Genomic DNA, 12,682 nt, shown 5'->3' on the forward strand with positions numbered 1-12,682 from the left:
TGCGCGAAACTTCCTATAAGGACAAATCGGGTTAGAAAATGAGTCAAAGTGTCCGCAAGAGAGGGTCTTGAGGACAAAACTCAAAAGAAAATGAGTCAAAGTGTCCGCAAGAAAGGGTCTTGAGGACAAAACTCAAAAGAAAATGAGTCAAAGTGTCCGCAAGAGAGGGTCTTGAGGACAAAACTCAAAAGAAAATGAGTCAAAGTGTCCGCAAGAAGAAAGCCTTAAGGACAAGACGGTAAAACAAACACAAGAATGTTATTAACCAAGAACATTATTAGTTATACATTAAAGAAGGTGAAAAATGATGTCACTTCCACAGCAAATTCCTAATTGGCTTAAAAAGCGTGCTTTTCTTACTCCGGAGAGACCTGCCCTTATATTTGAAAATGAAACACTAACATTTCAGGATACATACAATAGGGCAATAGATATGTCTAAAAAATTGGCCGCAATCTCGATCAAGCATGGTGATTTTGTTGGCGTATTACTTAGGAATCATTATGATACTGTCATTATTTTTTACGCATTGCAGATGCTTGGAGCAACGGCTGTTATTTTGAATAATCGGCTGACCGGAGAGGAGCTTGCCTGGCAGCTTGAGGATTCGAAGTGCACCAGCTTAATAAGCGAGGACCAGTTCTCAACTACACTAGATTTGCTAAACGCCAAGCAACCAAGCTATCAAATCTGGACAAAGCAGCAATTGCTTTCACTCGAGCAGCCTAACATTGAAACAGATTTGCGTGAGGAATTCATTTTAGATGAGGTTTGTTCGATTATGTATACGTCTGGGACAACCGGGTTTCCAAAGGGAGTTATCCAAACGTATGGGAATCATTGGTGGAGTGCGATTGGTTCGGTGTTAAATCTCGGATTGACCGATAAGGATATTTGGCTTTGCAATATGCCGCTATTTCATATTAGTGGGTATTCGATTTTGATCCGTAGCGTTGTCTATGGGATGCCAATTTTGCTTCATGATGGTTTTAACGAACGGAAGGTTATTGATGATATTCGCACTTACCAGGTAACAATTATGTCAGTCGTTGCGGCATCGCTTTCGCGAATTGTGAAGGAGTTAGGAAGTGAGCGTCTATCGGAGCAGTTTCGCTGTATGTTACTCGGGGGTGGACCGGCGTCCTTATCTTTATTAGATAGTTGTAAAAACAGCGGCATCCCTGTTTTCCAAACGTACGGTATGACTGAGACGGCCTCGCAGATTGTGACACTTTCCCCGGTAGACAGTATCCGGAAGTTGGGCTCTGCTGGTAAGCCATTATTTCCGGCTCAGTTGAAAATTGTGAATCGTGATGGCCTGGAATTGTCAGCAAACGAAGAAGGCGAAATTGTTGTGAAGGGACCCAATGTCACTCCTGGCTATTTGTACCGTGAAACGGAAACGGCTGAAAAAATTTGTGATAGCTGGCTCCATACTGGCGATATCGGCTATGTCGATGAAGAGGGCTTCTTATATGTGCTTGACCGCCGCGCTGATTTGATTATTTCCGGTGGGGAAAATATTTATCCTGCGGAAATTGAAGGGGTGCTGCTTTCACATGAGGCTATCGCTGAGGCTGGAGTGGTTGGAGTGGATGATGAAAAGTGGGGCCAGGTCCCGGTTGCCTTTGTTGTGCGTGAAGCGGGTAAGGCAGTAACGGAAGCGGAACTATTAGCTTATTGTCAGCAAAAAATAGCTAATTATAAAATTCCAAAGAAAATTATGTTTACGGATTCGCTGCCACGCAATGCGTCAAATAAATTAATGAGACGAAGCCTTCGGGAGCAGTTGGAGCGGGGAGATGATGAGGTATGAATATTCAAAGCTTCACATTGTACATAATCTCTAAGCCGTTAAAACATCCGTTTTCAACTCATCTGGAGACGGTGGTTGACCGAGAATCCATCATTGTTGAGCTTACTGATTCTGATGGTTTGAAAGGGTATGGTGAGGTCGTTGCTTTTTCATCGCCATGGTATACCGAGGAAACGGTAAAGACCGCATACCACATGATCAAGGACTTTTTCATTCCTCTTTTAAAAAATAACCCAGTGAACCATCCTAATCAGGTTACACCATTATTGGATAAATTTAGGCGTAATCAAATGGCGAAAGCTGGTTTGGAGACAGCTTACTGGGATTTGTTTGCTAAGCAACAGGGGGTGCCGCTATCTAAGCTTTTGGGTGGAACACAAACGGACATTCCATCTGGAGTTGTGGTTGCGACGAGTTCATTAGATGAGGCATATCGACAAATTGAAGGGTACTTGGAATCGGGCTACAAAAGAGTAAAGTTGAAAATTAGTCCGGGGCATGATGTTGAGATCATTGAACCGATTCGAAACCGTTACCCCGATTTAGCGCTGATGGCGGATGCCAACTCTGCCTATTCACTAAGGGACAAGGATGTTGAGCGGCTCAAGGCTTTAGACTCTTTTGATTTGTTAATGATCGAACAGCCGCTGGCCCATGATGATATCATCGAGCATGCCATGCTGCAGCAGCAAATCCGTACGCCAATCTGTTTGGATGAGAGCATCGTCACTTTTGAGGATGCCCGAAATGCGATTGAAATGGGAAGCTGTCAGGTGATTAATTTGAAAATCGGCCGCGTAGGCGGATTGCAGAGTTCTAAACGCATTCACGATTTGGCTGTGGAAAAGGGGATTGCTGTGTGGGTTGGCGGAATGATTGAGTTTGGTGTTTCCAGAGCGCATAATATTGCTTTGGCAGCGCTCCCTGGTTTTACGATAGCAGGAGATATTTCTGCTTCGAGCCGATATTGGGATGAGGATATTATCACGCCTGAGGTTGTCGTTAACCATGGTCGCATTAGCATGCCTACCGGAGTTGGTATAGGCTTTGCGATAAATGAACAGAGCCTTATGAAGGCAACACTTCATAAGGAAACAGTGCGATTATAATTAGGACCAGGCAAGTGAGCCTGGTCCATTTATGTGTACCTAAAATAACCTAGGGTTAACTAGGTTAAATTGAAAGCTCATCATTCGGGATAAACGTTTTACAATTCGTTCCTGAGCTGTTGTTCGCCATTTCGCCGCTTTCGCTTACAACATAAATTTGTTGTGCGGCACAGCGATTACCTTCTTTCCAGAACTGACAATTGCTAACATCACATAAAACGTCTTGAGCCATCCTGAATCACTCCTTGTAATAAAGGTACAAGACTATAATGTGAAAAAACGTCAGTTCCTATCCTTGTCAAAAATCGGTTAGCCTCCCAAACACTTTAACACAGTAAAGCGCTGGGGGACTGTCCCCCAGCGCTTTAAATTAGTGAAGTGCTTTTTCAAGTGTTTTGATGTTTTGTTCCATGATGGTTAAGTAGTTGTCTTTGTTGTTGATGTTTTTTTGGGTTAGTGTTGATAGGTTGTGCAAGGTTAGTGGTTTTGCACCAAGTTCCTTTTCAACGACCTTCGCTAATTTTGAGGATACGTTTTGTTCAAACAGCATATACTTAATATTGTGTGCTTTTGCCGTGTTAATGATTTCTTCCAGTTTTTTCTGGGAAGGCTCATTTGTTGTAGTCAAGCCAGAGATGCTAATTTGTTTAATCCCGTAGCGTTTTTCCCAGTAGCCGTAAGCTGCGTGAGAAACAAGAATTTCTTTCTTATTCGCTGATTCAACCGTTTTTGCAAAAGAAGCATCAAGCTCATCGAGATCCGCAGTTAGTGCTTGATAATTTTCCTCAAACGTTTCTTTTTGTGCAGGCATTTGGGCAACTAATGCATCTTTAATGGAAAGAGCCAGTTCTTTTGCATAAAGAGGATCTAACCACACATGAGGGTCGACAGTGTGACCATGTTCATCTTCATCTTCGTGAACGTCTTCCTCGGAAGTTGCCTCAGCTGCATGAGTTGTAGCCGTATCTTCCAGTTTAATATTCTCAGTTGTGGCAATCATTTTAACATCTTCATTTTTTAAGGTTTCTTTTGCTTTATTAACAAATCCCTCTAAACCTAAGCCAATATAGAAAAACACGTCCGCATCAACGAGCTTCATCATGTCCTTTTGGGTTGGATCAAATGTATGTTCATCAGCACCAGGTGGATAAATAGTATCTACCGTTACAAATTCTCCCCCAATTTGCTCCGTAAAAAATTGTAATGGATAAACAGTCGTATAGACTGTAATCTTATCTTTCTGTTTCTTCGCCCCATTTTCTTGATCATTGCTACAGCCAACTAAAAATAGGCTCAGTGACATGATCAATGTAATAAAAATTAATAATGTTTTCTTCAACTTGTATCACCCTTCCCCTTACAAAAAAACATGCTTCTCATGTTTCGATAAGCTCAGCACCAATCTTTCTTAATTGCTAGATTAATATGAATTGTCTGCCGTAATTCGTAATCATTACGATTTGTCTTTTGTAATCTTACAAAATTTATGCAAAAATTGCAACAATAAATTTGTCACATTAGTAAAAAATGAGTATTCTATACATACGGACAAATTACGACAAAGTATAGGGGAGAAATATAGAGATGAAATTACTAAATGAAATTCTAGATTACAACGAGCAATTTGTTGCGGAAAAAAAGTATGAGGCTTACCTTACAACAAAATTTCCTAATAAGCATATGGTAATTTTAACATGTATGGACACAAGACTTCTTGAATTGCTACCTAAGGCATTAAACCTAGGGAATGGTGATGTTAAAATTGTTAAGGATGCAGGAGCGCTCTTAACGCATCCATTTGGAAGTGTAATGCGGAGCATTTTAGTGGCAATTTATGAATTGCAGGCTGAGGAAGTTTTAGTCATTGGGCACTATGATTGCGGGATGGCCGGCTTAAAGGCAGACCCAATTATTGAAAAAATGATAGCACGTGGCGTAAAAGAGGAAACCATCAATACACTTGCTTATTCCGGCATTGATGTTAAGAACTGGTTAAAGGGCTTTGATAATGTGCGAGACAGCGTAACACATAGTGTGAATGTTATCAGAAACCATCCACTGTTACCAACTGAGGTTTCCGTTCATGGTTTAGTCATCGACCCAACCACCGGGAAACTGGATCTAATTGAAAACGGCTACGAAATGGAAGAATAATCATTATTCATGCTGATGCTTTTTCTTTTTTGAGGGCCATTCCTCCGGAACAAAATCTAAGCCTCCGGGATGTAAAGGGTGGCATTTTGATATCCGCTTAATTGTTAACCATCCACCACGAAGAGCTCCAAATCGTTTAATAGCTTCAAATCCGTAATGTGAACATGTTGGATAAAAGCGGCATGTAGGCGGCTTTAACGGCGAAATAACGACCTGATAAAAACGAATCAACTTCATAAAAACCTTAGTAAGCATTTTAGGCATCCTTTCAAATAAGTACTTAATTTAAATAAACGGTAGCATAAATTTCCTGATTCGTCTAAAATTGTGATTGCAGGATGCAAAAAAACATTAATAAAGGAGTGTTAACATGCCATCAGTAGAAAGCTTTGATTTGGACCATAATGCTGTTGTTGCTCCGTATGTGAGACACTGTGGTGTTCATAAAGTGGGTAGTGACGGAGTTGTAAATAAATTTGATATTCGCTTTTGTCAGCCAAACAAGCAGGCAATGAAGCCGGATGCTATTCATACGTTGGAGCATTTACTTGCTTTTAATATTCGTAAGCATGCAGACAAATATGACCATTTCGATATTATCGATATTTCTCCTATGGGCTGCCAAACTGGATACTATTTAGTTATTAGCGGAGAGCCAACTGTTGAAGAAATTATCGATTTGCTTGAGGACACAATGAAAGAAGCGGTAGAAATTACCGAAATTCCTGCTGCTAACGAAAGACAATGCGGTCAAGCGAAGCTTCATGATTTAGAAGGCGCGAAAAAGCTAATGCGCTTCTGGCTCGACCACGATAAAAACAATCTAAAAGAAGTATTTGCATAGAAATATTAAAACGCATGGCTCTCGATCGTGGAGCCATGCGTTTTTTCGGACATATAGTGCGTTATTTTTATAAAAAAGCTATTTTTGAAAATTTTTCGGACATATAGTGCGTTATTGACCAAAAAATCAAAGATATTAGCAATCTTCAAGCCAAATAAGGTATCTGATGTCCGCTAAAAGCCGAAAACAACATTTTTGATTAAAATAGCGAATCCTATGTCCGCTGTGCAATTCCGCATATCATGCATGTATATCTTATAAATACAGAACACCTAAATTAAAGGTCAGTCCCTGGTTTTTGTGAATCACCATTACTGCTTTCATCAATCGGTGGTAGTTCATCAATTGTATGTTTATAGTTATAGGCTTTCCCCGTTGTTAAAACCGCTAATAATACTACTGCGAATACTATAATAACCGAAATAATCATTACAACCGTCAAAATCTTCCCCTCCCTTACACCTACTATCTTATCACAAAATTTTAATTTTTGAGAAAGTTTCTATGCCAAAAAAGACCTGAGTTAATTTTCAGCATCCGGGCAAAATAGGTCTCGGGAGGTTGATAATATGTCAACAAATGTCATTAATGAAGTCAATAAACAAATAGCTAACTGGACTGTTCTTTACGTGAAACTTCATAATTATCATTGGAACATTAAAGGGCAGCATTTTTTTACGCTCCATGAAAAGTTTGAAGCGTTTTATGATGAAGCAGCCGGGTATATTGATGAATTAGCGGAAAGAATTTTAGCAGTTGGCGGGTCCCCAATCGGAACAATCAAACAGTGCTTGGATTTGGCTTCTATTCAAGAATCTGCTGGTGGTGAGGACGAAACAGCGATGGTAAAGACAATCCATACTGATTTTAATACAATCGTGAATGAAATAAATGGAGTGATCCAGTTGGCTGAGGATGCGAACGATCAAGGAACGGCAGATATTCTCCTTGGAATTCAAACAAGCCTTCGCAAGTCAATGTGGATGCTTCAAGCATTTTTGGGATAACAAACAACCTGATAAAAAATAAAGAAGCTGGCGCTTATGGCCAGCTTTATGTATGATTTAATGAATATTTCGAGATGATACGATTGTTTGTGGACGGTGTTGGCCGTATTCTTGCTGCGCAAATTTTTCACGCAAACTCTCAATCAGATAGACGCCAATCACGGTATGTAGTTCTTGAGTTGATAATTCCTGAATGAGATGCAGCAGGTCTTCGCGGCTCATTTCCTCTAAAATAGCAAAGGCAAGCATGTCGATATCTTCATCGTCTCCAGTAAGCTTGTCACGGTATAATTCAAATAATTCATCCACTAACTTCATAGTCACACCTCCACTTCATCAATAGTATTAATCATTTTATGTTTGCCTTACTTATTAAATCCCACTTACGAGAGGATTTATTCGTTCCTGAATTTTTTATATTTTCAGTTTACCCCAAAATCATTCAGAAGTGTTAGTTATGTAGCTCAAAATGTCAAAGATTTTCCTTAATATACTAAAAACAGGACTTTAGTACGAATAATTCTGGCGAAACTGTGGGAAACGAAGAGCAACAGAATAAAAGGGGATGACACGATTGGATCAAACCAAAAAACCCTATTATATTGCTCTTGCCAGTGGACAAATTATGAAAACAGCCACTGATTCACCTTGGGATTTTAAAATTGAAGCGGATGACGATGAAATTACGAAGTTACGCGAATACTTTGATCAAAATTATTCAACTGAATGGCAAAGCTTTATCAGAGCTCATGTACCGTATGTGCAATACCATTATGACCGGGAAAATGATGCTTATGACGAAACGCTTGTACAAATCTATAAAATGATTTATGAGTTGGGTGATGAGGAAGCGAAGCAGCATATTCGCTCGATTGGTGTTGTTCCTAATTTGCAGTAAGCAAAATTTCCCCGTAGCGCTGACCTATTGTAAAATAGGGAAAGAGAGACAAGAGCGGGGGGAGCGGAATTGGAGCAATTTTTAGATGAGCATGGCTGTACCGTGCAGCTTGCCTTTAACCAGAATGTATTTGAACAAAAAAGCGGACATGTCTTGGTGATTTGCCGTTATCGTGATAAATGGTTATTAACCTCGCATTCAGTTCGGGGTTGGGAATTTCCAGGGGGGAAAATTGAAGTGGGAGAAACACCTGAACAAGCAGCTCTTCGCGAGGTTTTTGAAGAAACCGGTGGGGTGTTGGAAGGCTGTTTTCCACTCGGTGAATATCAAGTTTCAAATGGCAAAAGCAAATTTGTCAAAACGATTTTTTATGGAATCGTCAAGGAATTGGTTGATAAAGAGGATTATTTAGAGACTGACGGCCCGGTGTTTGAAACGGGCAATCTTCTTGAGGCTAGGTTTCAGGCGAAATATAGCTTTATTATGAAGGATGATGTCGTAAAAAAAAGCCTAGAGCGCCTAGCACAGCTTGAAGGACAGGTACATCATACCCGCTAAGTACAAAGAAAGGTTGACTCAAGCAAATAGTGTCTAGCGCAAGCGCCTAGGGGCTCGTCTTGTGCCTGTCGCCCCTGTTCAAGGCGCTTGCGCTTTTCTAAGTCAACCTTTAATTATCTTTTTCTCGAGCAGGGCTACGAGTTGATACATAATCGTCGCAAATACGGCAATAACAAGTAGTGATAACAGGACAAGCGTAAAGTTAAACACTTGGAAGCCATAAATAATCATGTAGCCAAGTCCTCTTGACGATACGAGAAATTCACCAACGATGACACCGACCCATGACAAGCCAACGTTCACCTTAAGCGTTGAGATAATCGTTGGAAATGAGGCAGGCAGAATAGCTTCTTTAAAGCTTTGAAAGCGAGAGGCTCCTAACGTTTGCAGAACTCTTACATAATTGGGGTCTACTTCTTTAAAGGACGTATACACAACAATCGTCGTGATAATGACCGAAATAATCGTTCCCATGGCGATAATCGAACCAAGTCCAGGCCCAAGCGCCACAATTAAAATAGGACCAAGTGCCACTTTTGGCATCGCATTAAGAATAACTAAGTATGGATCGAATATCTTTGACAGAACAGGTGACCACCAGAGGACTGAGGCGAGCAGCGTGCCTAATAATGTCCCGAGAATGAAGCCAAGCACTGTTTCAGTTAACGTAAAACTTAAATGATTTAGCAATGATCCATCAGCTATTTTTTCTAAAAATAAACCATAAACTTTTGACGGTGAACTAAAGATTAACGGGTCGATCCAGGTTTTTCGGCTAGCCATTTCCCAAATAGCGAAAAAGGCCAAAAAGATGACACCCTGGAAAAAGCGAATCCGGCGTTTTTCGCGCTTCAGTGTTAGGAGATAGTTTTGGTGAAGGAGGTGAATGTCAGGCTTTTGCAGGTTCAAGAGACTCAAGCTCCTTCCATATAGTTTGAAAAAGCTCTGAGAAGGATGGATGGTTTCGAACTTGAAACGGAGCGAGATGACGGAATTCTTCTGGCACAATAAAGGTTTTATGAATCCTTCCCGGACGGGCTGAAAATAAATATATCACATCACTCATCGCAATCGCTTCACCGATGTCATGGGTAACGAGTATGGCCGTTTTGTTAAAGGTAGTTAACGCATCAGAAACTAAATTTTCAAGCTTTAGCTTTGTCTGGTAATCTAATGCAGAAAATGGTTCGTCGAGCATTAACAGCTTTGGTTCGGTAGCCAATGTTCGGACCAGAGCAACACGCTGCCGCATCCCTCCTGAAAGCTGCTTGGGAAGCTGATTTTCTAAGCCTGCTAATCCCATTTGCTCAAGGAGACCAAACGCATAAAGCTTCGTTTCCAAGTTGAGGCGCCTCGTCAGCTTTAACCCAAGCAAAATATTTTCCTCAATTGTCTTCCAAGGGAAAAGGTAATCCTGTTGCAGCATATAGCCGATTTGACTGCCATCGGTTTGAATCGGTTTATCCTCAATCGTCACCACTCCAGATGTAGGCTTAATTAAACCTGCAATGATCGATAGTAGGGTCGTTTTCCCACAACCACTTGGTCCAAGAAAGGAGACAAAGTCTCCCTCCTTAACCTCAAGTGATACATCGGAGAGGGCGGTGGTAGCAGAGGTTTTCGTGAAATATGTGTGTTGTACGTTTTTTATTTTTAAAAAAGACATCGGACTGCCCTCCTAACAAAGATTGTTATTCCTTTGTGACGCTTTCAGCAATCGCCGTGTTTACTAACGTGTCGTGATTGACTGGTTTCGGCAGCTCTCCAGCTTCGGCCATTATATTTTGTAGGTTATTCCATTCTTTCTCATCCAAGATTGGATCAGTCGCAAATGAGCCTTGTTTTTGATAACGTTCTACTGCCGTTTCGAGAATGTCAGTGTCGATATCCGGGAAGAACGTTTGAATCGATTGGGCAATTTCCTTAGCTGAGTGAGTATCGACCCATTGCTGCGCTTTGTAAATCGCACGAGTGAATTTTTCAACAGTTTCCTTGTTTTCATTGATGTAGCTTTCTTTTGCCATAAAGGTTGTGTACGGAACATGGCCTGATTCTTCACCAAATGAGGCAACAATGTAACCCTTGCCTTCTTTTTCAAATACGCTGGCAGTTGGTTCAAACAGCTGTACAAAATCTCCCGTTCCGGAGGCAAATGCACTGGCAATATTAGCAAAGTCGACGTTCTGAATTAAGTTGAGGTCGTTAAAAGGATCAATACCAAATTTCTTCAGCACAAATTCTCCGACCATTTGCGGCATGCCACCCTTGCGCTGTCCTAAGAAAGTTGTGCCAATGAGCATATCCCAAGTGAAGTTATCAATTTGTTTGCGAGCCACGAGGAAGGTTCCATCGGTCTGGGTGAGTTGCGCAAAATTGATAACCGGATCATTTGAGCCTTGTGCATACACGTAAATACTCGTTTCTGAGCCAACAAGAGCAATATCGGCACCATCTGATAACAAAGTAGTCATCGTCTTATCGCCACCGGCGGTCGTCGTTAATTCAACCTTCAAGCCTTCTTCCTCAAAGAAGCCCTCTGTTATCGCAACATATTGCGGGGCATAGAACAAGGAGCGGGTAACCTCAGCAACCCTAACCTTCACAAGTTCATCGCTTTTATTTTGGTTGGTGCAGGCGACAATGGGAATCATCAGTATAGAGATCAGAAAGACAGCTAATCCTATTTTGAACTTACTTTTCATGGGTGACCCTCCTAAGCTGTATAAATCAACATCGGGTAAAACTTTACGATAGTCTATGAAAAATAAAAAATTGTGTGTTTGCCTATCTAGGTTTTTGTATCATAGTGGTAAGGGAAGTTAGGTAGAATATTTTAAATAATACTTGACTGTGTTTAGGGATGAGAAATCATTAAACGGAGAATTTCCGCCTAATGCAAAAAATGGGTGCTTAAATCGCCGAAATAAGCGGAGATATTCCGACTATCTTCTCAAAACAGGACAATATTCAAAGATTTTAACAACATAAGCGGAAAAGCTCCGCTTATTTTAAAGGAAATAGAGGTATTTCCCAATTTAAGCGGAATTTGTCCGTCTAATTTCCATACATAATGTTCAGCAAAGTCAAAACAGTCTTTAAGGTCAAAATAACAAATCAAATGTCTAAAAAGGGGGTATACAAACGAACATGTATGAAGACGGTAAAATCATTTCAAAATGGCGATACCCATCGCCAAATCCTAATGTCAAATTAACAATTATCACCTACATATCTCAAGGCATGGCTATAAAAGGAATGTTGGCTGAGCCAATTGGAACAGAACCACTGGACGGGTTTTTATATTTGCGGGGTGGTATCAAAAACGTTGGCAAGGTCAGACCGGCTCGAATCGCCCAATTTGCCTCTGAAGGCTTTATTGTGTTTGCGCCATTTTACCGCGGCAATCAAGGTGGAGAAGGCAATGAGGATTTTGGCGGCGAAGACCGTCATGATGCTTTTGCAGGCTTTCAATTACTCACGTCGCATCCACGCGTCAAACATGTCCATATTTTTGGATTTTCCCGGGGTGGCATTATGGCCTTGCAAACGGCGCTGCAATTTCCTGAAGCTGCGTCACTTGTCACCTGGGGCGGTGTAAGTGATATGGAACTCACTTACCGGGAGAGGGAGGATTTGCGGAAAATGCTAAAGCGGGTAATTGGCGGAACGCCTGACAAATACCCTGATCGTTATCGCTATCGGACGCCGTTGTATGAGCTGGAGAAAATGGAGCCGCCTGTGCTCATCATCCATGGCTGGAACGATACAAACGTGTCAGTTGAGCATGCTAAGCGGCTTGAACGGGGATTAATTACATTACAAAAACCTGTCACGACCTGGTATTTCAAAGAATTCACGCACTACTTTCCACCTGAGGTTAATCGCCAAGTTGTAAAAGATTTATGTAACTGGATGAAACAGCAGTGTAAAAAATGATAAAATAACGGTAAAAGACGATGAGAAGGAGAGATTGTTATGGGAATGCCGCTAGAATTGAATACTTTGATTGTCACCAAGGGTCGGGAGCAACGTTTAGATGAAAACAATTTCTCATTAGTAAAAGAAGGCTACAGACTTTATCCAATTGATATTCCGCTGGAAGTAAGACGGACATTGGATAGCGAAACAAACGGAACTGCTCTCATTAAAAAGGTAGAGTGGGAGAACAATCAAACGAAAATTACGTATGTTCTTGTCTCACTTCATTCGACTAATTAAGTTAATAATGATCATTGAAAAAGCTGCCTGTTTTTGAAAACTTGCAGCTTTTTTAATTTTACCTCACTTTGAAAAAAT

17 protein-coding genes are annotated in these 12,682 nt (G+C 40.9%); 9 read left to right on the forward strand and 8 right to left on the reverse strand.

Translation table 11 applies throughout. From position 1 onward, the window contains the following. Nucleotides 1–304 precede the first annotated feature (304 nt). Both HHO41_RS17770 and menC read left to right on the forward strand, forming a co-directional pair. Entirely contained in the window at nucleotides 305–1,816 is a 1,512-nt protein-coding gene (locus HHO41_RS17770; protein WP_348981317.1) for an o-succinylbenzoate--CoA ligase, read from the forward strand. Continuing rightward, nucleotides 1,813–2,925 carry an o-succinylbenzoate synthase gene (gene menC / locus HHO41_RS17775; RefSeq protein ID WP_169101121.1) on the forward strand — a complete coding sequence of 371 codons (1,113 nt, stop codon included), beginning with the start codon at nucleotides 1,813–1,815 and terminating at the stop codon, nucleotides 2,923–2,925. Before HHO41_RS17770 ends, menC begins: the two co-directional genes overlap by 4 nt. 64 nt (nucleotides 2,926–2,989) lie before the next feature. Here menC and HHO41_RS17780 read toward each other — a convergent pair whose 3' ends face one another. Further along, nucleotides 2,990–3,157 carry a DUF1540 domain-containing protein gene (locus HHO41_RS17780; protein WP_169101123.1) on the reverse strand — a complete coding sequence of 56 codons (168 nt, stop codon included), beginning with the start codon at nucleotides 3,155–3,157 and terminating at the stop codon, nucleotides 2,990–2,992. Nucleotides 3,158–3,295: 138 nt separating this feature from the next. Further along, the gene (locus HHO41_RS17785; RefSeq protein ID WP_169101133.1) at nucleotides 3,296–4,264 is read right to left on the reverse strand and encodes a metal ABC transporter solute-binding protein, Zn/Mn family; all 969 of its coding nucleotides are present in this window, start codon (nucleotides 4,262–4,264) and stop codon (nucleotides 3,296–3,298) included. Nucleotides 4,265–4,509: 245 nt separating this feature from the next. Between HHO41_RS17785 and HHO41_RS17790 the strand changes: the two genes are divergently transcribed. Next, nucleotides 4,510–5,079: a beta-class carbonic anhydrase gene (locus HHO41_RS17790; RefSeq protein ID WP_169101135.1), complete on the forward strand. Its 570-nt coding sequence runs from the start codon at nucleotides 4,510–4,512 to the stop codon at nucleotides 5,077–5,079. A 3-nt stretch (nucleotides 5,080–5,082) separates the two neighbouring features. Here the strand turns inward: HHO41_RS17790 and yidD are convergent, their stop codons facing one another. Beyond that, the gene (gene yidD, locus HHO41_RS17795; protein WP_169101137.1) at nucleotides 5,083–5,334 is read right to left on the reverse strand and encodes a membrane protein insertion efficiency factor YidD; all 252 of its coding nucleotides are present in this window, start codon (nucleotides 5,332–5,334) and stop codon (nucleotides 5,083–5,085) included. 115 nt (nucleotides 5,335–5,449) lie between these two features. Between yidD and HHO41_RS17800 the strand changes: the two genes are divergently transcribed. Continuing rightward, the gene (locus HHO41_RS17800) at nucleotides 5,450–5,923 is read left to right on the forward strand and encodes an S-ribosylhomocysteine lyase (RefSeq protein ID WP_169101139.1); all 474 of its coding nucleotides are present in this window, start codon (nucleotides 5,450–5,452) and stop codon (nucleotides 5,921–5,923) included. A 277-nt stretch (nucleotides 5,924–6,200) separates the two neighbouring features. Here HHO41_RS17800 and ytzI read toward each other — a convergent pair whose 3' ends face one another. Continuing rightward, nucleotides 6,201–6,365, reverse strand: coding sequence for a YtzI protein (gene ytzI, locus HHO41_RS17805; protein WP_169101141.1), 165 nt, complete (start codon nucleotides 6,363–6,365; stop codon nucleotides 6,201–6,203). 127 nt (nucleotides 6,366–6,492) lie between these two features. Between ytzI and HHO41_RS17810 the strand changes: the two genes are divergently transcribed. Next, a complete protein-coding gene (locus tag HHO41_RS17810) occupies nucleotides 6,493–6,930 on the forward strand; it encodes a Dps family protein (RefSeq protein WP_169101143.1) in 438 nt (145 codons plus the stop codon). 57 nt (nucleotides 6,931–6,987) lie between these two features. On the opposite strand, the gene HHO41_RS17815 is transcribed toward HHO41_RS17810, so the two are convergent. After that, on the reverse strand, nucleotides 6,988–7,248 hold the full coding sequence (locus tag HHO41_RS17815; protein ID WP_169101146.1) for a DUF6154 family protein: 261 nt from the start codon (nucleotides 7,246–7,248) through the stop codon (nucleotides 6,988–6,990). Between the two features lie 247 nt (nucleotides 7,249–7,495). Between HHO41_RS17815 and HHO41_RS17820 the strand changes: the two genes are divergently transcribed. After that, a complete protein-coding gene (locus tag HHO41_RS17820; protein WP_169101148.1) occupies nucleotides 7,496–7,828 on the forward strand; it encodes a hydrolase in 333 nt (110 codons plus the stop codon). A 69-nt stretch (nucleotides 7,829–7,897) separates the two neighbouring features. Further along, a complete protein-coding gene (gene ytkD / locus HHO41_RS17825; RefSeq protein WP_169101150.1) occupies nucleotides 7,898–8,386 on the forward strand; it encodes an RNA deprotection pyrophosphohydrolase in 489 nt (162 codons plus the stop codon). A 102-nt stretch (nucleotides 8,387–8,488) separates the two neighbouring features. Here ytkD and HHO41_RS17830 read toward each other — a convergent pair whose 3' ends face one another. The 3 genes from HHO41_RS17830 to HHO41_RS17840 are packed head-to-tail and all read right to left on the reverse strand — an operon-like array spanning nucleotide 8,489 to nucleotide 11,088. Further along, nucleotides 8,489–9,295, reverse strand: a complete 807-nt coding sequence (locus tag HHO41_RS17830) for an ABC transporter permease (protein WP_169101152.1) — start codon at nucleotides 9,293–9,295, stop codon at nucleotides 8,489–8,491. Then, nucleotides 9,276–10,052: an ABC transporter ATP-binding protein gene (locus HHO41_RS17835; RefSeq protein ID WP_169101154.1), complete on the reverse strand. Its 777-nt coding sequence runs from the start codon at nucleotides 10,050–10,052 to the stop codon at nucleotides 9,276–9,278. Before HHO41_RS17835 ends, HHO41_RS17830 begins: the two co-directional genes overlap by 20 nt. A 25-nt stretch (nucleotides 10,053–10,077) precedes the next feature. Further along, nucleotides 10,078–11,088 carry an ABC transporter substrate-binding protein gene (locus HHO41_RS17840; protein ID WP_169101156.1) on the reverse strand — a complete coding sequence of 337 codons (1,011 nt, stop codon included), beginning with the start codon at nucleotides 11,086–11,088 and terminating at the stop codon, nucleotides 10,078–10,080. Between the two features lie 445 nt (nucleotides 11,089–11,533). Here HHO41_RS17840 and HHO41_RS17845 point away from each other — a divergent pair, with 445 nt between their 5' ends. Both HHO41_RS17845 and HHO41_RS17850 read left to right on the forward strand, forming a co-directional pair. Continuing rightward, nucleotides 11,534–12,322: an alpha/beta hydrolase family protein gene (locus HHO41_RS17845; protein WP_169101158.1), complete on the forward strand. Its 789-nt coding sequence runs from the start codon at nucleotides 11,534–11,536 to the stop codon at nucleotides 12,320–12,322. A gap of 39 nt (nucleotides 12,323–12,361) precedes the next feature. Beyond that, a complete protein-coding gene (locus HHO41_RS17850; protein WP_169101160.1) occupies nucleotides 12,362–12,604 on the forward strand; it encodes a DUF2584 domain-containing protein in 243 nt (80 codons plus the stop codon). Nucleotides 12,605–12,682: the final 78 nt, after the last annotated feature.

It is taken from the genome of Bacillus sp. DNRA2 (assembly GCF_012843265.1).
Lineage (GTDB): Bacteria > Bacillota > Bacilli > Bacillales > Cytobacillaceae > Bacillus_BU.

Coding starts and splice junctions, on each gene's coding strand:
- HHO41_RS17820 (WP_169101148.1), top strand. CDS start 7,496: ATGACACGATTGGATCAAACCAAAAAACCCTATTATATTGCTCTTGCC.
- HHO41_RS17810 (WP_169101143.1), top strand. CDS start 6,493: ATGTCAACAAATGTCATTAATGAAGTCAATAAACAAATAGCTAACTGG.
- HHO41_RS17815 (WP_169101146.1), bottom strand. CDS start 7,248: ATGAAGTTAGTGGATGAATTATTTGAATTATACCGTGACAAGCTTACT.
- HHO41_RS17835 (WP_169101154.1), bottom strand. CDS start 10,052: ATGTCTTTTTTAAAAATAAAAAACGTACAACACACATATTTCACGAAA.
- yidD (WP_169101137.1), bottom strand. CDS start 5,334: ATGCTTACTAAGGTTTTTATGAAGTTGATTCGTTTTTATCAGGTCGTT.
- HHO41_RS17850 (WP_169101160.1), top strand. CDS start 12,362: ATGGGAATGCCGCTAGAATTGAATACTTTGATTGTCACCAAGGGTCGG.
- HHO41_RS17780 (WP_169101123.1), bottom strand. CDS start 3,157: ATGGCTCAAGACGTTTTATGTGATGTTAGCAATTGTCAGTTCTGGAAA.
- HHO41_RS17845 (WP_169101158.1), top strand. CDS start 11,534: ATGTATGAAGACGGTAAAATCATTTCAAAATGGCGATACCCATCGCCA.
- HHO41_RS17840 (WP_169101156.1), bottom strand. CDS start 11,088: ATGAAAAGTAAGTTCAAAATAGGATTAGCTGTCTTTCTGATCTCTATA.
- menC (WP_169101121.1), top strand. CDS start 1,813: ATGAATATTCAAAGCTTCACATTGTACATAATCTCTAAGCCGTTAAAA.
- HHO41_RS17790 (WP_169101135.1), top strand. CDS start 4,510: ATGAAATTACTAAATGAAATTCTAGATTACAACGAGCAATTTGTTGCG.
- HHO41_RS17800 (WP_169101139.1), top strand. CDS start 5,450: ATGCCATCAGTAGAAAGCTTTGATTTGGACCATAATGCTGTTGTTGCT.
- HHO41_RS17770 (WP_348981317.1), top strand. CDS start 305: ATGATGTCACTTCCACAGCAAATTCCTAATTGGCTTAAAAAGCGTGCT.